This window comes from Paraburkholderia sp. RCC_158, from assembly GCF_041355255.1.
Classification (GTDB): domain Bacteria; phylum Pseudomonadota; class Gammaproteobacteria; order Burkholderiales; family Burkholderiaceae; genus Paraburkholderia; species Paraburkholderia graminis.
The window spans coordinates 23,054-41,069 of record NZ_JBFUPM010000018.1; the positions used below are offsets into that span (position 1 = coordinate 23,054).

Below are 18,016 nucleotides of genomic sequence, written 5' to 3' on the forward strand. Positions count from 1 at the left end.
CCGCCCTGTCAGTCTCGCAGAAAAAAATCGATCGGTCTGTGCCGAAAAGGCCGAACTTTCCCGACATTTTTGACCCAAATCAGTGACTTAACTGTCCCAAGGAGGGGGAAACAGGTATAATCTCGGGCTCCCTAAATCGAATCTTCGATGGTTGGGTTGTTCACTGCTTTCACGTCTTCATCGGGAGTGGGAATGTCCAATCTGAGCAATGCATTGCAGTTGCGGTCTGTTCACAGCCAACTGCCAGTCACGGCTTACTTTGACGAAGCGCTTCTAACGCGCGAAATCGAAACCCTTTTCAGGAAAGGTCCCCGTTACGTCGGGCACGAGCTCATGGTGCCGGAAGTGGGGAATTATTTTGCCTTGCCCAGCGAAAGCGAGGGGCGCGTGCTCGTTCGTAACCAGCAGTCGCAAGTCGAACTTCTGTCGAACGTGTGCCGCCACCGGCAGGCCATCATGCTCAACGGCCGCGGCCACGCGGAGAATATCGTCTGTCCCCTGCATCGCTGGACATACGACCTCAACGGCCAGCTTCTCGGCGCTCCGCATTTTGCGGACAACCCCTGTCTGAATCTCGGCGCCACGCCGCTGCAGAACTGGCAAGGGCTGCTGTTCGAAGCACAAGGCCGCGACGTCGCGCGCGATCTGTCCAACCTCGGCACCAGACAACACTTCGACTTCTCGGGCTTCATGTTCGATCACGTCGAAGTGCACGAGTGCAACTACAACTGGAAGACCTTCATCGAGGTCTATCTGGAGGACTATCACGTTGCGCCGTTCCATCCGGGCCTTGGCAGCTTCGTCAATTGCGACGACCTCGCGTGGGAATTCGGCGAGTGGTACAGCGTGCAAACGGTGGGCGTCCACAAAGGCCTCGAGCAGCCGGGCAGTCCGACGTACCGCAAATGGCACGACGAAGTCCTGCGTTTTCGCGGCGGCAATCCGCCCGAGTTCGGCGCGATCTGGATGGTGTACTACCCCGGCATCATGATCGAGTGGTATCCGCACGTACTGGTCGTGTCATGGCTGATTCCGCGCGGTCCGCAGAAAACCACCAACGTGGTCGAGTTCTATTACCCTGAGGAAATCGCGTTGTTCGAGCGTGAGTTCGTCGAAGCCGAGCGCGCCGCGTATATGGAAACGGCGCGTGAAGACGACGAGATCGCCGAACGCATGGACGCGGGCCGCCGGGCACTCATGGAACGCGGCGAGTCGCAGGTTGGTCCATACCAGAGCCCGATGGAAGACGGCATGCAGCACTTCCACGAGTTCCTGCGGCGCGAACTGGGCACGATCTAGAATCGGCGCTCACGCATCGCCTCATTCGCGTTTGCACGAACGCATGGAAAGACGGGCTTCGGCCCGTCTTTTTTTGTTTAGACTAACGATGTAGCCCAGCCATCCGGTCGCGTCATGAGGCCGCCGGCAAGGGAGCCGCCATCGCCCGCATCGAGGAGACGTCATGCCCCACACTCACTACACCACTTTGATCTCCGCGACCAATCTCGCGGAACGGCTCGCCGAGGCACCGGGCAGCGTGTTCGTCATCGACTGCCGGTTCGATCTGGCCGATCCCGAAGCCGGCGAAAAGGCGTATCTCGCCGGACATCTGCCGGGCGCGCATTATCTGCATCTCGACCGCGACCTGTCGGGGCCGAAGACCGGCACCAATGGACGCCATCCGTTGCCGGATCGCGAGCGGCTCGTCGAAACGCTGGAATCGCGCGGCCTGAAGCAAGGCCAGCAAGTTGTCGCGTATGACGCGCAAGGCGGCATGTACGCCGCACGCGCGTGGTGGCTGCTGCGCTGGCTCGGCCACGACGCCGTCGCGCTGCTCGACGGCGGATTGCAGGCGTGGGAAGCCGCGGGCCAGCCGCTCACGCAAGACGTGCCGCCGCAAAACACCGGCGACTTCAAGGCCGGCGCGCCGCTTTCCGTTACCGTCGACGCGCACATGATCGAGCGCAATCTCGGCTCGAAGGAACGCGTGGTGGTCGACGCCCGCGCGGCCGACCGCTATCGCGGCGAGAACGAGACGCTGGATCGCGTAGGCGGCCATATTCCCGGCGCGCTCAATCGCTTCTTCAAGGACAACCTCACCGCCGACGGCCGCTTCAAGCCGGCTCACACGCTGCGCGACGAGTTCCACGTATTGCTCGGCGACACGCCGCCTGAACACGTCGTCCTGCAGTGCGGCTCGGGCGTGACAGCGTGCGTCAATGCGCTTGCAATGGAAGTGGCCGGCCTGCATGGCGCCGCGCTCTACGCGGGTTCCTGGAGCGAATGGAGTTCGGACGCGAAGCGGCCCGTCGCGACCGGGCCGAAGCCTTGAGGCCGCGCGAAGATTAAGTCTGAAAGACGAAAGGCCGTTGCCGCTTATAAGCGGCAACGGCCTTTTTTCATTCAGCAAACGCACCCGCCTCCAAACACTCCGAATCGCCCGTCAAGCCACGCCGTGCTGCTTGAACCAAGTGAGCGCGCGGCGCCAGCCGTCTTCGGCATCGGCCTTCTTGTAGCTCGGCCGGTAATCCGCGAAGAACGCGTGCCCCGCATCGTCGTAGACAACGAACTGCGAACCGCGCGCGACGTTCGGCCCTTGCGCGATCGCCTGCTTCATCTGCTCGAGCGATTCCTGCGGAATGCTCTGATCCTGCAAGCCGTAAAGACCGAGCACCGGCGCGTGAAGATCGGCCACGCGGTCGAGCGGATTCGCCGGGTTGGTGGCCGTGTGATCGCCGGCTACGCGCCCATACCACGCGACCGCCGCCTTCAGCCGCGGCTCGTGCTCGGCATACAGCCAGGCCATGCGGCCGCCCCAGCAAAAGCCCGTCACACCGAGGCGCTTCAGATCGCCGCCGTGCTCGCCGGCCCACGCAACGGTCGCGTCGAGATCGGCCAGCGCCTGGTCGTCCGGCACTTTGCTGAGGATCTGCTGACTGATCTGCGCAATGGTCGGCAGCGCCATCGGATCGCCTTCGCGGACAAACAGATCCGGCGCAATGGCCAGATAGCCGAGTTTGGCGAAGCGCCGGCAAACGTCGGCGATATGCTCATGCACGCCGAACGCCTCGTGAATCACGATGATCACCGGCAGATGCGTCTTGCCCTTCGGCTGCGCGCGATAGGCGGGCACCAGCGTGCCGCCCGAGCGCACGGCAATTTCGCCGGCCTCGAGACCTTCGCTATCGGTATGGATGGTTTGCGCCGACACCGGCAACACCGCAGCCGCGAAGCCGGTGCCGAGTGCGGCCTTGATGAAGGTGCGTCGATTGAAGGGAACGTGCGGGGCGAGGCTGTCGACATCGGGGTTCAGCATGCGGGCGCTCCTCGTTGAACGGTGGAGGCAACAGGATACGCCTCACGCGTGTCCCGTTGCAGATCCGAACATGCGAACACGCAACCACGCGCGAACGTGCGGACAGCGACATGCCGCGCAGTCAGTGCAGCTTGACCCGCGGCAACGTGGTGCGCCGCAGCCAGTGCGCGAACGTGTCGAGCACCATGCGCGCATAGCCGTGCAGCGCGGCGATATGCAGCCGGTACAGCGACATGTACATGAAGCGCGCGAACAGCCCTTCAATCAGCATATTGCCGCCGATCACCCCGCCCATCAGATTGCCGACCGCGCTGAAGTGCCCGAGCGACACGAGCGAGCCGAAGTCGCGATACGTGAACTCGGGCAGCGGCCGGTTCTCGAGCCGCGCCGCCAGCGCCTTCAACAGAAAGCTCGCCTGCTGATGCGCGGCCTGCGCGCGCGGCGGCACGTTCTTCTCGTTGCCCGGCCACGGACACGCCGCGCAATCGCCGAGCGCGAACACGTTGTCGTCGATTTCGGTTTGCAGCGTGCGGCGCACGTTGAGTTGACCAAGACGGTTGACGGGCAGGCCGTCGAGCTGGCTCAGAATAGCCGGCGCCCTGATGCCCGCCGCCCACACGGTCAGATCGGCGCGCACGGTTTTGCCGCTCGCCGTGCGGATGATGCCGGGCGCGACCTCGGCCACCGTTTCGCTCGTCATCAGCCTGACGCCGAGCTTGGTGAGCAATTCGGCCGTTGCCGTCGACACGCGTTCCTGCAAGGCCGGCAAAATGCGCGGCCCCGCTTCGATCAATACAATGCCCACGTCATGCCGCGGATCGAGCTTATGCAGACCGTACGCCGACAAGACCTGCGCCGTATTGCGCAATTCCGCCGACAGTTCGACGCCGGTCGCGCCGCCGCCGACAATCGCCACCTGAATGCGCGGCTCGGTTGAAGGCGACGTGCCCGGTCCCGACTCCACCGGTTCATGCGCCTGATGCTCGGCCCGCATGCAAGCCGCGATCAAGCGCTTGCGAAAGCGCTCGGCCTGGCTGACGGTGTCGAGTGCAAGGGAGAATTCCGGCGCGCCTTTCACGCCGAAGAATGCGGTCGTGCTGCCGATCGCGATGATCAGCGTGTCGTACTCGAGCTGGCGCACGGGCAGCAGCTCGGCGCCGTCGTCGTCGAGTACGGTGCCGAGCGTGAGGCGCTTGTTCGCGCGATCGAGTCCCGTCAGCTCGCCCTGCTGAAACTCGAAGCCATGCCAGCGCGCTTGCGCCGCATATTCGAGTTCCTGCGTGAACGGGTCCATGCTGCCGGCCGCCACTTCATGCAACAGCGGCTTCCAGATATGCGTCGGGTTACGGTCGACGAGCGTGACCTGCGCACGCGTGCCCGCCTTGTTGTTGTGACCATAGCGATCGCCCAGGCGAGTTGCCAGCTCGAGTCCTCCTGCGCCTCCGCCAACGACGATAAAACGATGCATTGAACTCTCCGTATTTGCCGATGGGTTGTGCGTCGTAATCGCGCGCCGCGGGCACGCGTTCTTACCGATTGTCCGTGAGCCGCACGGGTTGTCACAAGCTGCCAATTTGCATGTGTGACATGCAAACGACGCTATTGCGCGCCGTCACACCTGCGTCAATGCGCTTCCTCCCAGTTGAGCCCCGCGCCGACTTCCGCGACCAGCGGCACTTTCAGCGCGGCGACGCCGCACATCAACTCCGGCAGACGCTTGCGCACGTCGGACAGTTCTTCGTCGGGTACTTCGAGGATCAGTTCGTCGTGCACCTGCATGATCATGCGCGTGCCGATGTTCGATTCTTCGATCCACTTCTGCACCGCGATCATCGAGAGCTTGATGAGGTCGGCGGCCGTGCCTTGCATCGGCGCGTTAATCGCCGCGCGCTCGGCGGCCTGACGGCGCGGACCGTTGCCGCCGTTGATTTCCGGCAGCCACAGCCGTCGGCCGAAAACGGTCTCGACATAACCCTTGGCTTTCGCGCTCAAGCGCGTCTCGTCCATATAACGCGCGACGCCCGGATAACGTGCGAAATAGCGGTCGATATAAAGCTTGGCGGCATCGCGCGTAATGCCGAGATTCGACGCGAGGCCGAACGAACTCATGCCGTAGATCAGTCCGAAGTTGATGACCTTCGCCACGCGCCGCTGATCGTTCGACACTTCGAGCGGCGTCACGCTGAAAATTTCCGCTGCGGTCGCGCGGTGAATGTCTTCACCTTCCGAGAAGGCGCGTAGCAACGATTCGTCGCCGGAAATGTGCGCCATGATGCGCAGTTCGATTTGCGAGTAATCCGCGGAAACGAGCTTGTGTCCCGGCGGCGCAATGAAGGCTTCGCGAATGCGTCGGCCCTCGCCGGTGCGTACGGGAATGTTCTGCAGGTTCGGATCGTTCGACGCCAGACGCCCGGTGACCGCGACGGCCTGCGCATAGTTCGTGTGCACGCGGCCCGTGCTTGCGTTGACCATGCGCGGCAGCTTGTCGGTGTACGTGGACTTCAGCTTCGACAAGCCGCGATGTTCGAGCAGAATCTTGGGCAGCGGATAATCTTCGGCGAGCTTTTGCAGCACTTCTTCGTCCGTCGAAGGCGCGCCGCTCGGCGTTTTCTTCACGACCGGTAACTCGAGTCGTTCGAAGAAGATCTGGCCAATCTGCTTCGGCGAGCCGAGGTTGAATTCGCCGCCGGCGAGCACATATGCCTCGCTCTCCAACTGGATAAGCCGCGTTGCAATTTCGCTGCTTTGCTGACGCAACTTTTCCGCGTCGATCAAAACGCCGCTGCGCTCCATCTTGCGCAATACTCGCGACGTGGGCACTTCGATGTCGCGATACACATGCTCGAGCGTCTCTTCCGCCGCGAGCTGCGGATACAGCGTTTGATGCAAACGCAACGTGATGTCGGCGTCTTCGGCTGCGTATTCGGCGGCCTTGTCGAGCGCGACTTCGTCGAAACCGATTTGCTGCGCGCCCTTGCCCGCGACGTCTTCATACTTGATCGTCTTGATGCCGAGATGGCGCAGCGCGAGGTTGTCCATATCGTGCGGACGATGCGATTCCAGCACGTACGATTGCAGCAGCGTGTCGTGTTCGACGCCGCGCATTTCAATGCCGTAATTGGCGAGCACCTGTTCGTCGTACTTCAGATGCTGACCGACTTTCTTATGCTCCGCGCTTTCGAGCCACGGCTTGAGCTTCGCGAGCACTTCATCGCGCGGCAGTTGCACCGGCGCATCCGGGCCGCGATGCGCGACCGGCACATAAGCGGCATGACCTGCCTCAACCGAGAACGACAGGCCCACGATTTGCGCGACCATCGGATCGAGCGACGTGGTTTCGGTATCGAACGAAGTGATCTCCGCTGTGTTGATCTTTTGCAGCCACGCGTCGAATTGCTCCCACGTCTGCACGGTTTCGTAGTGCCGTTCGTGATCGACGGTGAGCGCCGGCGGCACGTCGGTTTCCGGACCTTCGACCGCGTCGGCAATTTCCACCTCGCGCAGCCAGGTCTTGAAGCCGTGGCGCGTGAACACGTCGCGCAATTCCTCCCGCGATTCCGGGCGGCTCTGCAAATTTTCCTCGATCGACGCGATATGTTCGGTCAGATCGCAATTGCGTTCGACGGTGACGAGCTTGCGCGCCATCGGCAGAAAGTCGAGCGCGCGTCGCAGATTGTCTCCTACCGCACCTTTGATCTCGTCCGCATGTGCGACGATGCCATCCAGCGACTCATATTGCGTCAGCCATTTGAGCGCGGTTTTCGGCCCGCATTTCTCGACGCCCGGCACGTTGTCGACGGTATCGCCGATCAACGACAGGTAGTCGACAATGCGCTCCGGCGGCACGCCGAATTTGGCGAGCACGCCGGCACGGTCGAGCTTTTCGTTGGTCATCGTATTGATGAGGGTGACATGATCCGACACGAGCTGCGCCAGATCCTTGTCACCAGTCGACACGATCACGTTCATGCCGCGCTTTTCCGCCTCGGTGGAAAGCGTGCCGATCACGTCGTCGGCTTCCACGCCGTCGATCATCAGAAGCGGCCAGCCGAGCGCGCGCACGGCCACGTGAATCGGCTCGATTTGCCGCGACAGATCGTCGGGCATGGAGGGACGATTCGCCTTATAGTCGGGATACCAGTCGTCGCGAAACGTTTTGCCCTTGGCGTCGAACACGCACGCGCTATACTCTGCTGTGACTTCCTTGCGCATGCGCCGCAGCATGTTGATCATCCCGTAGAGCGCACCCGTGGGACCACCGTCGGGCCCGCGCAGATCAGGCATCGCATGGTAGGCCCGGTACAGATAACTCGAACCGTCGACCAATAGCAGGGTCTTACCTTCAAGGCTTCGTTCTTCAGGCATTATGACTAAGAGAAAAGTGATTCCGAGTCTGCGATCACTCGCAGATCAAGAGCGCGCAACGGCAAAAAAGGCCCGCGCATCGTGGCAGATGTTCACGATTATGGCAGAGTTTATTGAGGCGACCGAGTACCTCTCGGAGATTCGCCCGGCTGTCAGCATCTATGGTTCAGCGCGCCTGAAACCGAACTCGCCGTATTACAAACTCGCCACGCAAATCGCGCGCAAGCTGTCGGATGCAGGCTTCGCCGTGATCTCCGGCGGCGGCCCCGGCATCATGGAAGCCGCGAATAAAGGCGCGCATGCAGGCAAGGCGCCGTCGGTTGGCCTCAACATCGAGTTGCCGCACGAGCAATCGGGCAATCAGTGGCAAGACATCTCGCTGCGCTTTCGTCACTTCTTCACGCGCAAGGTCACGTTCGTCAAGAACTCCGACGCAGTGATCGTGATGCCCGGCGGTTTCGGCACGCTCGACGAACTCGCCGAAGTGCTCACGCTCATTCAAACCAAGAAGTCGCGCCACGTGCCGATCATTCTGGTGGGCGCCGAGTTCTGGGAAGGACTGCTTGCGTGGTTCAAGAATTCGCTCACGCCAATGGGTCTCATCAATCCGACCGACATCGACCTGATGCAGGTAATCGACGATCCGGACCAGGTGCTCGAAGCGGTGCTGAAGTTCTACGAAGATCGCGAAGGCGCCGAGCCGCAGCCGACAAAGTCGGAAGAAGACCGGATGTTCTATCTGTAACGTACGCACGCGCGAGCTTTAAACAAAACGGGCAGCCTTTGTGCTGCCCGTTTTGCGTTTGTGCTTCATGTTTAATGTTTAACGGCCTACGTCTGCGCCTGCACCTGCATTTGCATCTCGTCGGTCTGATCTCCTTGCGCCTGCAACCATTCGCAGAATTGCGCGACGAGCGGCGCATTTGCAACTTCCCTGCGTGCGACCCACCAATAGCCGCGCGCGTCGATCCGCGGTCCGCCGAGCGGCACGACGAGCCGGCCCGACGCGAGTTCGTCGGCGAGCAGCGGCAATGGGCCGAGCGCCACGCCGAGCCCATCCACCGCGGCCTGCAACGCCAGATAGAAGTGATCGAACGATTGCTTTTTGCGGCACTTGGCCGTCACGCCCGCCGCCGATAACCAGTTGCTCCACGCATCGGGCCGCGTGTCCGAATGCAGCAGCACATGCCGCGCGAGATCGTCCGCGATTCGGATCGGCGAGCGCTGCAGCAACGCGGGACTGCACACGGGCAGCTCGCTCTCGCCGAGAAAATGGCCGCTCACGCAGTTCGGCCAATGCGCGGGACCGCGCCGCACGGCGACGTCGAAACTGTCCAATGTCTCGACGGGCGCATTCGACGTTGCGAGCCGCAGTTCGGCGTTCGGCACCTTGCGCTGGAACTGATGCAGGCGCGGCAGCAGCCACTTCATCGCGAATGTCGGCAGCGCATTCACGCGCAGCACATGCACGACGCCGGTGTCACGCAACTGGTCGGTGGCGTGCGCGATGCTGTCGAACGCGGCTTGCACCGTCGACAGATAGCGGCGGCCGTCGGCCGTCAGCCGCACACGCTTGCCGTGACGCTGGAACACCTGCACGCCGAGCCAGGACTCGAACGCGGCGACCTGCCGGCTGATTGCACCGTGAGTCACATGCAGCTCGTTCGCGGCGGCGCTGAAGCTTTCGTGACGCGCCGCAGCTTCAAAGGCGCGCAGCGCAGGGAAAGGAGGAAGATTGCGAGCCATGCTTGTGATTGTAGATCACAAGGCGCGGCCCAAAAATCGTTTTGTGGCGCGGCGGTTCGGCGCTAACCTTCTGAGCTTGAACTGGAAGCGAAGCGCCATGGACCACAACCTCACCTCACTCGATTCCGCCACGGGCCCGAAGCCCACCGTGCGGGAAATTTTTAGCGGCTTTCTCGGCCTCGGCCTGATCTCATTCGGCGGCGCGTTGCCGCTCGCGCGCCGCGCACTCGTCGAGCAGCGCCGCTGGTTGAGCACCGAAGACTTCACCGATCTGCTCGGACTCTGCCAGTTCCTGCCAGGCGGCAATGTGATCAACCTTTCGGTCGCCGTCGGCATGCGCTTTCGCGGAATTGCGGGCGCGCTTGCCGGATTGCTTGGGTTGATCGCTGGGCCGTCGCTGGTCGTGATCGGTCTGGGCGTGCTGTACGAACGCACGCAAGACGACCCGCATGTGCGCCATCTGTTCGCGGGGCTTGCGGCTGCCGCGGCGGGCCTCCTGATTTCGATGGCGATAAAGATCGTGCTGCCGTTGCGCAATAAACCGATGGCCGCGCTGATCGCCGCGCTCGGCTTCATCGCGATTGCGATCATGCGGCTGCCGCTCTTGCCCACCATGCTGGTGCTGACGCCGCTCAGCATCTACGTCGCATCGAGGAACGCGCAATGAACGACACGCTGATTTCCCTCGCGATCATTTTCAGCCAGCTTTCGCTGCTCGCATTCGGCGGCGGGAACACCATTCTTCCGGAGATGCAGCGTCAGGTGGTCGAGGTGCATCACTGGATGCCGGCCAGCGAATTCAGCGCGCTGTTCGCGCTCGCGCAAGCCGCGCCGGGGCCGAACCTGATGATCGTCACGTTGATCGGATGGCACGTGGCCGGTTGGCCGGGCATGCTGGTCACGTCGATTGCGAAGTTCGGGCCGTCGTCGATCGTGACGATATTCGCGCTGCACGCGTGGGACCGTTTCAAGGACCGCCCGTGGCGGCGTTACGCGCAAGTCGGACTCGTGCCGGTGACGGCCGGCATCGTCGCGGCGAGCGCGGCGCTGATTGCGCAAGCGTCGGATTCGACGGCGATCGCATGGGCGATTACCGCGTTGACCGCGGCGGTCGCGTTGAAGACGCGCATTCATCCGCTGTGGCTGCTGGCCGCCGGGAGCTTGATCGGGCTTACGGGCTTCGGGCAGTAAGGCGGGTTGCGGTCGCGGTTGCAAACGCAGAAGCGCGCAGCGAAAACCACTGCGCGCTCCCGAAAACGCCGCGTTACTGAAACGCCACTTCCGCGAAACTGCGCAGCTTGCGGCTATGCAAACGATGCAGCCCGTTCTCGCGCAAAAGCTCCATCGCCTTCACGCCGATTTGCAGATGCTGATCGACCTGCGCGCGATAAAACTGGTCCGCCATGCCGGGCAGTTTGAGTTCACCGTGCAGCGGTTTATCGGACACGCATAGCAAGGTCCCGTAAGGCACACGGAAACGGAACCCGTTCGCGGCGATCGTCGCGCTCTCCATATCCAATGCAATCGCGCGGCTTTGCGACAGCCGTTGCACCGGCTCACGATGATCGCGCAACTCCCAATTACGGTTGTCCACACTCGCGACCGTGCCCGTGCGCATCACGCGCTTGAGTTCCACACCGTCGAGTTGCGTGACCTGCGCGACCGCGCGCTCGAGCGCGACCTGCACTTCGGCGAGCGCCGGAATCGGCACCCACAGCGGCAAATCGGCGTCGAGTACATGGTCTTCGCGCACATAACCGTGCGCGAGCACATAGTCGCCCAGACGCTGCGTATTGCGCAGACCCGCGCAGTGACCAAGCATGATCCACGCATGCGGGCGCAGCACGGCGATGTGATCGGTGATGGTCTTCGCGTTCGACGGCCCCACGCCGATGTTGATCATCGTGATGCCGCTGCCGTCCGCGCGCTTCAGGTGATACGCGGGCATCTGCGGCAGACGCGGCGGCGCCGTGCCTTCCTGCGCCTGCTCGCCGAGATTCTCGTTGTACATGACCACATCGCCCGGTTCGACAAACGACGTGTATTCGCTGCGATAGGCGCGCAGTTCCTCGTCGTCGGTATGGGCCATCATCGTGCGGCCCAGCTTGACGAACTCGTCGATATAAAACTGATAGTTCGTGTACAGCACGTAGTTCTGGCAATGCGTGGGCGAAGTCGCCGTGTAATGCTTCAGCCGATGCAGCGAGAAATCGACGCGCGCCGCCGTGAAGAGCGCGAGCGGATGCGGATCGCCAGCCAACGGCTCATACGTGCCGTTGACGATGCGGTCGTCGAGCAGCGCGAGGTCCGGCGTGTCGAACACGTCGCGCATCAGGAACAGACGCTCGCGATCGAGATCGCCCTCGAGGTGAATGCCTTCGGCGAACGCGAAGTGAATCGGAATCGGCTGATCGGATACGCCGACTTCGATCTTCACATGATGGTTCTTCGCCAGCAGCCGCAATTGCTCGCGGTAGTAGTTGCCGAACAGATCGGGCCGCGTCACCGTGGTCTCGAACACGCCAGGCCCCGCGACGAACCCATACGAGCGGCGCGAATCGATATGCGTGTTCACTTCGGTGCAGACGCGCACGAACGGATAGCATGCGCGCACCCGCCGCTCGAACAGTTCGTTGCGGCGATAGCGCGCAAAGGCGTCGCGCAAAAAGGAGGTGTTCGCTTCGTAAATCGCCGACAGGCGGGTGACAGCTTCGGCAGCGTCGTCGAAGGATTCGGTCGGGAAGCTGTTCGCGGGAGTTTGCACCGCGCGTTGATTGGTATCGTTGTTCATCTTCGTTCGCCTCGATTGATGAGACGACATTACCACGGAACCCGTGATCGCCAAATGACTGCGCCGCTCGTCGACATGCGCCGTCGCGGCGTTCGCGCAATCGCGGACGCGTCGCGCGAAAGCGGCGCAAAATAAGGGATCGCGCCCGTGGCAGAGGTCTGGATTTGCTAGAATCGGGGCACCCTTCCGGAGAATCACCATGAAGCCGCTCCTTCCCGTCGCCGTTGCACTGGCCCTTGCCTTTGGCAACGCCGCGATGGCTGCTCAGCCTGTCGACGCCACGCCGCCTCCGGGCGCACCGCAGTCCGCCAACGAACGCGCCGGTCTGCCCGACCTTGACAAGATTAACCGGCCGGCCGCCGAGGTCAGTTCGAAGGTCGAGATCAACGTCCCGCGCACGCCGAGCTTTTACGAGCGCAGCGCGAACGGCACCGAAATCACCGAATACCGCGACAAGGGCAAGCCGGTCGAAATCAATGTGCATTCGAACCTCGGCACGCGCTATCAGATGAGCGCGCCGCTCGACACGTCGCCATCCGTGCGCGACAACGGTCGCGCGAGCACGCGCTTGCCGTCGGTGAATCTGAGGTACTGATGAATCGCGGGGCAGTGGCTCCGCCCCGCTTTTGCCAACGCGCGCGCGGATATGGCGCCGCGAAGTTGGCCGCCTGACCGCTTGTGCGGCTTCCGCTGCTTTAGCCGCTGTAACCGTTTCGATGCCGCTGTTGCCGTGAATCCCGCTGCCGTTTGCGGACCCGCTGTTCGCGCGTTCGCCACTGCCTTGACCACCGCACGTATGTTGCTGGCCGCACCGCGCCAGCCCGACCAACCTGATCCGACGTTCCCCGCATGGCTGTCTTCACCGCTGTCACCGAATCCCAACTTGCAGAATGGATGCGCCATTACGATCTCGGCGACGTCGTCGAATTTCGCGGCATCACATCCGGCATCGAGAACAGCAATTTTTTTCTGACGACGACGCGCGGCGAATACGTCCTCACCATTTTTGAAAAGCTCACGGCCGGGCAGTTGCCGTTCTATCTGAACCTGATGCGCCATCTGGCGGCGCACCGCGTACCCGTGCCGGACCCGATGCCGCGCGAGGACGGCTCGCTGTTCGGCATGCTGCACGGCAAGCCCGCGGCGATCGTGACGAAACTGGAAGGTGCGCCCGAGCTCGCGCCGGGCGTCGAACACTGCATCGAAGTCGGCCAGATGCTGGCGCGCATGCATCTCGCCGGGCGCGATTACAGCGGCTATCAGCCGAATCTGCGCAGCCTGCCGTGGTGGAAGGAAACCGTGCCGACCATCGTGCCGTTTCTCGAAGGCGAGCAGCGTGAACTGCTGTCGTCGGAACTCGCGTATCAGGAAGCGTTCTTCGCATCCGCCGATTACGCCGCGCTGCCCGAAGGCCCGTGCCACGCCGATCTGTTCCGCGACAACGCGATGTTCGCGCACGCCGCGCCCGACACCGGCCACGAAGTGCGGCTCGGCGGCTTCTTCGATTTTTACTTCGCCGGCTGCGACAAGTGGCTGTTCGACGTCGCGGTGACGGTGAACGACTGGTGCGTGGACCTCGCCACCGGCAAGCTCGATCACGCGCGTACCGAGGCGATGCTGCGCGCGTATCAGACCGTGCGTCCTTTCACCGTCGAGGAAAACCGTCATTGGGGCGACATGCTGCGGGCAGGCGCGTACCGTTTCTGGGTGTCGCGCCTGTATGATTTTTATTTGCCGCGCGCGGCCGAGTTGCTCAAGCCGCACGATCCCGGCCATTTCGAGCGCATTCTGCGCGAGCGCCTGTCCGGCGTCGCACTTCCTGGCATCCATACCTCATGCAACTGATCGAAGTCCCCGCGAAAACCGGCTATGTGTGGTTCCGGCAAGGCATCTGGCTGTTCCGCAAGAATCCGCTCGCGTTCCTGACGCTCTTCTTCACCTATCTGCTGGTGATGACGCTCGTCGCGCAAATTCCGATGATCGGCAGCGTTTTGCCGCTCGCGTTCATTCCCGGCGTCGCGGTCGGCTTCATGGCCGCGTGCCGCAACACGATCGCCGGCAAGCCGGTGTTCCCGACGATTCTCGCGGACGGCTTCCGTTCCTATGGCTCGGTGGTCGCGCGCCGGCTGATCGTGCTCGGCGTGTTCTATGTGATCGCGATGGCGCTGGTGCTGGCGGGCTCGGCGCTCGCCGACGGCGGCATGCTGCTCAAGGTGATGCTCGGCGCGGCCGGCGCAATGGACCCCGAGGCGATGGCCAACAGCAATATGCCGCTGGCCGTGGTCACGGCCTTCGCGTTCTACATTCCGGTGGCCATGCTTTTCTGGTTCTCGCCGATTCTTGCTGCCTGGCATGACGTGCCGCCCATCAAGGCGATGTTCTTCAGCCTCGTCAGTTGCTGGCGCAACCGCGGCGCGTTTGTCGTGTTCGGCGCGCTGTGGTTCGCGGTGGCGACAACCGTATCGCTCGGCTTGTCAGTGCTGATGCAGGCACTCGGCGCCGGCGACTTCGCGTTCGCCGTGCTCATGCCGGCCACGATGATCGTCACGACCATGCTGTATTGCTCGTTCTACGCGACCTATCGCGGCTGCTACGGCGTACAGGCGCCGCAGACGCCCGATCTGCCGAGCACACCGGCGACCTGAGGGCGCCGCGCGTCCGTCGTGAACGACACTTTCGATACCGCGCTGGTCTGGTTCCGCCGCGACCTGCGCACCACCGACCACGCCGCGCTGTACCACGCGCTCAAACATTGCGAGCGCGTCTGGTGCGTGTTCGTGTTCGATACGACGATCCTGCAACCGCTCATCGACACATGGCAGGCGCGCCATCCGCGTGCGCCGGCGCAAGACCGGCGCGTCGAGTTCATTCTTGCGTCGCTGCGCGAACTGGACGACGCGCTGCGCGCGCAAGGCGGCGGCCTCATCGTGTTATACGGCGATCCGGCGAATCTCGTGCCGAAACTGGCCGACGAGCTTCGCGTCGACGCGGTGTTGGCGAACCACGATTACGAACCCGCCGCGATCGAGCGAGACGAGACCGTGCGCGAGCGGCTCGCCGAAGCAGGCCGCGCGTGCCTGACGTTCAAGGACCAGGTGATCTTCGAGCGCGCGGAATTGCTGACCGGCCAGAACAAGCCGTTCACGGTGTTCACGCCATACAAAAATGCCTGGCTCAAGCAGTTGACGAGCTTCTATCTGAAGCCGTATCCGGTCGAAACTTACGCGAATCACCTCGCCGCGCTGCCGCCGCAACTGAACAGGCAGTTACCGACGCTCGAGCAACTCGGCTTCGCGCCGGGCAACCTCGCGGAACTGGACTTGCCTACGGGCATGAGCGGCGCACAGCGTCTGCTTGACGACTTCGTGACGCGAATCGCCGGCTACGCCGAGCGGCGCGATTTTCCGGCGGCCAGGGGGCCGAGCTACTTGTCGGTGCATCTGCGCTTCGGCACGGTGTCGATCCGCACGCTCGCGCGACTCGCTCACGAGATATCGCTGCAGCCGGATGGCCTGGGAGCGGCGACGTGGTTGTCGGAACTCATCTGGCGGGATTTTTACTTCATGATCCTGTCGCATCACCCGAGGCTTGCGGGCGGCGCATCGTTCAAGCAGGAATATGACGCACTGCGCTGGGAGCAAGGCCCGGCAGCGGATGCCGCGTTCGCCGCATGGTGCGAAGGCCGCACGGGCTATCCGCTGATCGACGCGGCGATGCTGCAACTGAACCGCACCGGCTATATGCACAATCGCCTGCGCATGGTGACGGCGAGTTTTCTGGTCAAGGATCTGGGTATCGACTGGCGGCGCGGCGAACGCTATTTCGCCGACCAATTGAACGACTACGACTTGGCAGCGAATAACGGCGGCTGGCAATGGGCGGCGTCGACGGGATGCGATGCTCAGCCCTATTTCCGCATCTTCAATCCGATTACGCAGTCGGAGAAATTCGATGCCGACGGGCGGTTCATCAAGCGCTATTTGCCACAACTCGCGAAGTTGCCGGCCAAATGGGTTCATGCGCCGTGGTTGGCTGGCGCGCAAAAACTGGCGGCGTTCGGCGTGGTGCTGGGCGAAGATTACCCGGCGCCGATCGTGGATCACGCGCAAGCAAGGGCGCGGACGCTGGCCCGGTTCGGCAAGTGAGCACACGCTCAAATGAAACTAACGATGCAGCCGGAGGATGGCTCGCTTCGGCTTAATTGAGTTCGAAAGCTCAAAAGCTTGAAAACTCGGGGGCAAAAAGCAAAGTCGCTCAAGCCCCGCACCGGCGTCCTTCACTACCGCCGATGCTTCAACTAACGCGCAGCTTAGTGCTGGCTCATCCACGACGGCTGACGGAAGTTCGCTTCGCGATCCAGCTTGCGCATGCGGAATTCCAGGTCGTACAGGTCAGTGGCTTCGGCGAGGAACGCGTCAGCGCGTTCTTTGGCGAGTTGTTCGGGCGACTTCGTCAGAAACAGGAACAGGCGGCTAAGCAGGTACATGGTGAACCTCGGCAATGAGTGTTGGCGTTCGCTTGGTGTTAACGCCTAGGGGATAACCCGTATTATAGGGAAAACCCTAGGCGCGCGCCAGCATTCATTTTCGAAGTGTTGCTCAGATGTCACCGGGCTTGAGCAGAGGCCTCGTCGGCGGTGCTTTCAACAACGCCCGCGCCCACTCGCCGTTGATGCTTGAAGAACTCCCACACCATTGCGCTCGCGTCCGGACCCTTGGACGAATGGAACGGCACGGCGTCGTCGCCGCCGGCCCACGCGTGCGCGAGTCCCTGCACGCGGCACATGCGCACCACGCGCCGACCGCTGCGGAAATAGTCGCGAATCGTCACGCCGCCTTTGCGCTCTTCGCGCAATTCGCCGGCTTTGCGCGCGCCCTTCGGATCGACCATCCGGTTCAGCCGCAGAAACTGCGTCGCGAGCTGGTCGGCGTTGACCGCCGCAACGACATGGTCGGCGTCGCCGTGAAGGATGATCGCCGGCATGCCCGGATAATTGGTGACGTCGGCCACTTCGTCGGCGAGTTCGACGGGATCGCGCCGTGCGCCGCGCCGCATCACGTCCATCGCCGTGATGCCGGAGCGGGCTTCGCCGAAAGCAGGGCCCGAATGCAGCGCGACCGCGGCGAAGCGCTCGGGATAACGCAGCGCGAGCAGCGCCGTCAGCCCGGCGCCGGCGGAAATACCGGCGACATACACCCGCTCGCTGTCAAAACCGTGCTGCACGATCAACGAATCGACGAGCGACGCCACCGCGCGCGCCTCCGCGCCGCCCGCGTTCTCGCCCGCGTCGTACCAGTGCCAGCAACGGTGCGAGTGCGCGTGCTTCGATTGCTCGGGATAAACGACGGCAAAGCCGTAGCGATCCGCCAGCACGTTCATCCGTGTGCCTTGCGCGAATTCGTCGATGGACTGGGTGCAGCCGTGCAGCATCACGACGAGCGGCATGCTCTCGAGTGCGTGGCCCGACGGCACATACAGCCCATATTGGAGATGATTGACGAGCCGTCCCGGCGCCGCGGGCGCCGAATGAAACGAACGCGTCCACGCACCGCTCGCCCACGCGGCCGCGCGCGGACGCACCCGCGATTCGCGCGCGGCCGCGTGCGGCGTCTCGCGTTTGGCGGGAGTACGGAGCGCGGCGGACTTGAGCGGACGAACTTTCGTCGACGGCTTGCTGGACGCCGGCCGGGCCGGGCGCGTCGTGGTGCGCTTGGTGGTCTTGTGGGCGTGCTCGCTCTGAATCGCCAGCAGGCGCTTAAGACCGCCGAGCCAGATCTTCGATAGACTTTTTGCCATCG

General features: G+C 63.0%; 16 protein-coding genes. 9 read left to right on the forward strand and 7 right to left on the reverse strand.

Going from position 1 to position 18,016, the window contains the following annotated elements; genetic code table 11:
- Positions 1 to 192: 192 nt before the first annotated feature.
- Both AB6809_RS27060 and AB6809_RS27065 read left to right on the forward strand, forming a co-directional pair.
- Complete coding sequence (locus tag AB6809_RS27060; protein ID WP_029971445.1) at positions 193 to 1,299, forward strand: aromatic ring-hydroxylating dioxygenase subunit alpha; 1,107 nt, start codon at positions 193 to 195, stop codon at positions 1,297 to 1,299.
- 163 nt (positions 1,300 to 1,462) lie between these two features.
- Positions 1,463 to 2,332, forward strand: a complete 870-nt coding sequence (locus AB6809_RS27065) for a sulfurtransferase (protein WP_006047649.1) — start codon at positions 1,463 to 1,465, stop codon at positions 2,330 to 2,332.
- Positions 2,333 to 2,443: 111 nt separating this feature from the next.
- Here the strand turns inward: AB6809_RS27065 and AB6809_RS27070 are convergent, their stop codons facing one another.
- The 3 genes from AB6809_RS27070 to polA form a co-directional block, all read right to left on the reverse strand.
- Positions 2,444 to 3,316 carry a dienelactone hydrolase family protein gene (locus AB6809_RS27070; RefSeq protein WP_006047648.1) on the reverse strand — a complete coding sequence of 291 codons (873 nt, stop codon included), beginning with the start codon at positions 3,314 to 3,316 and terminating at the stop codon, positions 2,444 to 2,446.
- Positions 3,317 to 3,437: 121 nt separating this feature from the next.
- The gene (locus AB6809_RS27075; protein ID WP_006047647.1) at positions 3,438 to 4,784 is read right to left on the reverse strand and encodes an NAD(P)/FAD-dependent oxidoreductase; all 1,347 of its coding nucleotides are present in this window, start codon (positions 4,782 to 4,784) and stop codon (positions 3,438 to 3,440) included.
- Between the two features lie 155 nt (positions 4,785 to 4,939).
- Entirely contained in the window at positions 4,940 to 7,681 is a 2,742-nt protein-coding gene (gene polA, locus AB6809_RS27080; protein ID WP_029971444.1) for a DNA polymerase I, read from the reverse strand.
- Position 7,682: 1 nt separating this feature from the next.
- On the opposite strand from polA, the gene AB6809_RS27085 reads away from it, so the two are divergent.
- Positions 7,683 to 8,426: a TIGR00730 family Rossman fold protein gene (locus AB6809_RS27085; RefSeq protein WP_013342013.1), complete on the forward strand. Its 744-nt coding sequence runs from the start codon at positions 7,683 to 7,685 to the stop codon at positions 8,424 to 8,426.
- 86 nt (positions 8,427 to 8,512) lie between these two features.
- Here AB6809_RS27085 and AB6809_RS27090 read toward each other — a convergent pair whose 3' ends face one another.
- Positions 8,513 to 9,427, reverse strand: coding sequence for a transcriptional regulator GcvA (locus AB6809_RS27090; protein WP_029971443.1), 915 nt, complete (start codon positions 9,425 to 9,427; stop codon positions 8,513 to 8,515).
- Positions 9,428 to 9,524: 97 nt separating this feature from the next.
- On the opposite strand from AB6809_RS27090, the gene AB6809_RS27095 reads away from it, so the two are divergent.
- Together AB6809_RS27095 and AB6809_RS27100 are read left to right on the forward strand one after the other, a co-directional pair.
- Positions 9,525 to 10,094: a chromate transporter gene (locus tag AB6809_RS27095; protein ID WP_029971442.1), complete on the forward strand. Its 570-nt coding sequence runs from the start codon at positions 9,525 to 9,527 to the stop codon at positions 10,092 to 10,094.
- A complete protein-coding gene (locus tag AB6809_RS27100; RefSeq protein WP_006047642.1) occupies positions 10,091 to 10,618 on the forward strand; it encodes a chromate transporter in 528 nt (175 codons plus the stop codon). The genes AB6809_RS27095 and AB6809_RS27100 overlap by 4 nt, the downstream gene beginning before the upstream one ends.
- A gap of 73 nt (positions 10,619 to 10,691) precedes the next feature.
- On the opposite strand, the gene AB6809_RS27105 is transcribed toward AB6809_RS27100, so the two are convergent.
- Positions 10,692 to 12,218: an AMP nucleosidase gene (locus AB6809_RS27105; protein ID WP_006047641.1), complete on the reverse strand. Its 1,527-nt coding sequence runs from the start codon at positions 12,216 to 12,218 to the stop codon at positions 10,692 to 10,694.
- A gap of 199 nt (positions 12,219 to 12,417) precedes the next feature.
- Here AB6809_RS27105 and AB6809_RS27110 point away from each other — a divergent pair, with 199 nt between their 5' ends.
- From AB6809_RS27110 to AB6809_RS27125, 4 genes are all read left to right on the forward strand, one after another.
- A complete protein-coding gene (locus AB6809_RS27110; protein WP_006047640.1) occupies positions 12,418 to 12,813 on the forward strand; it encodes a hypothetical protein in 396 nt (131 codons plus the stop codon).
- Positions 12,814 to 13,067: 254 nt separating this feature from the next.
- The gene (locus AB6809_RS27115) at positions 13,068 to 14,063 is read left to right on the forward strand and encodes a homoserine kinase (protein WP_029971441.1); all 996 of its coding nucleotides are present in this window, start codon (positions 13,068 to 13,070) and stop codon (positions 14,061 to 14,063) included.
- Positions 14,054 to 14,863: a BPSS1780 family membrane protein gene (locus tag AB6809_RS27120; protein ID WP_029971440.1), complete on the forward strand. Its 810-nt coding sequence runs from the start codon at positions 14,054 to 14,056 to the stop codon at positions 14,861 to 14,863. Before AB6809_RS27115 ends, AB6809_RS27120 begins: the two co-directional genes overlap by 10 nt.
- An 18-nt stretch (positions 14,864 to 14,881) precedes the next feature.
- Complete coding sequence (locus AB6809_RS27125; RefSeq protein ID WP_029971439.1) at positions 14,882 to 16,363, forward strand: deoxyribodipyrimidine photo-lyase; 1,482 nt, start codon at positions 14,882 to 14,884, stop codon at positions 16,361 to 16,363.
- Positions 16,364 to 16,527: 164 nt separating this feature from the next.
- On the opposite strand, the gene AB6809_RS27130 is transcribed toward AB6809_RS27125, so the two are convergent.
- Positions 16,528 to 16,704 carry a DUF3563 family protein gene (locus AB6809_RS27130; RefSeq protein WP_006047636.1) on the reverse strand — a complete coding sequence of 59 codons (177 nt, stop codon included), beginning with the start codon at positions 16,702 to 16,704 and terminating at the stop codon, positions 16,528 to 16,530.
- A gap of 119 nt (positions 16,705 to 16,823) precedes the next feature.
- A complete protein-coding gene (locus AB6809_RS27135) occupies positions 16,824 to 18,014 on the reverse strand; it encodes a PHB depolymerase family esterase (protein ID WP_029971438.1) in 1,191 nt (396 codons plus the stop codon).
- Between the last annotated feature and the right edge of the window lie 2 nt (positions 18,015 to 18,016).

Bases quoted from the DNA above. Each gene is read 5' to 3' on its own strand.
- AB6809_RS27060 (WP_029971445.1), top strand. From the start codon at position 193: ATGTCCAATCTGAGCAATGCATTGCAGTTGCGGTCTGTTCACAGCCAA.
- AB6809_RS27065 (WP_006047649.1), top strand. From the start codon at position 1,463: ATGCCCCACACTCACTACACCACTTTGATCTCCGCGACCAATCTCGCG.
- AB6809_RS27070 (WP_006047648.1), bottom strand. From the start codon at position 3,316: ATGCTGAACCCCGATGTCGACAGCCTCGCCCCGCACGTTCCCTTCAAT.
- AB6809_RS27075 (WP_006047647.1), bottom strand. From the start codon at position 4,784: ATGCATCGTTTTATCGTCGTTGGCGGAGGCGCAGGAGGACTCGAGCTG.
- polA (WP_029971444.1), bottom strand. From the start codon at position 7,681: ATGCCTGAAGAACGAAGCCTTGAAGGTAAGACCCTGCTATTGGTCGAC.
- AB6809_RS27085 (WP_013342013.1), top strand. From the start codon at position 7,683: ATGACTAAGAGAAAAGTGATTCCGAGTCTGCGATCACTCGCAGATCAA.
- AB6809_RS27090 (WP_029971443.1), bottom strand. From the start codon at position 9,427: ATGGCTCGCAATCTTCCTCCTTTCCCTGCGCTGCGCGCCTTTGAAGCT.
- AB6809_RS27095 (WP_029971442.1), top strand. From the start codon at position 9,525: ATGGACCACAACCTCACCTCACTCGATTCCGCCACGGGCCCGAAGCCC.
- AB6809_RS27100 (WP_006047642.1), top strand. From the start codon at position 10,091: ATGAACGACACGCTGATTTCCCTCGCGATCATTTTCAGCCAGCTTTCG.
- AB6809_RS27105 (WP_006047641.1), bottom strand. From the start codon at position 12,218: ATGAACAACGATACCAATCAACGCGCGGTGCAAACTCCCGCGAACAGC.
- AB6809_RS27110 (WP_006047640.1), top strand. From the start codon at position 12,418: ATGAAGCCGCTCCTTCCCGTCGCCGTTGCACTGGCCCTTGCCTTTGGC.
- AB6809_RS27115 (WP_029971441.1), top strand. From the start codon at position 13,068: ATGGCTGTCTTCACCGCTGTCACCGAATCCCAACTTGCAGAATGGATG.
- AB6809_RS27120 (WP_029971440.1), top strand. From the start codon at position 14,054: ATGCAACTGATCGAAGTCCCCGCGAAAACCGGCTATGTGTGGTTCCGG.
- AB6809_RS27130 (WP_006047636.1), bottom strand. From the start codon at position 16,704: ATGTACCTGCTTAGCCGCCTGTTCCTGTTTCTGACGAAGTCGCCCGAA.
- AB6809_RS27135 (WP_029971438.1), bottom strand. From the start codon at position 18,014: ATGGCAAAAAGTCTATCGAAGATCTGGCTCGGCGGTCTTAAGCGCCTG.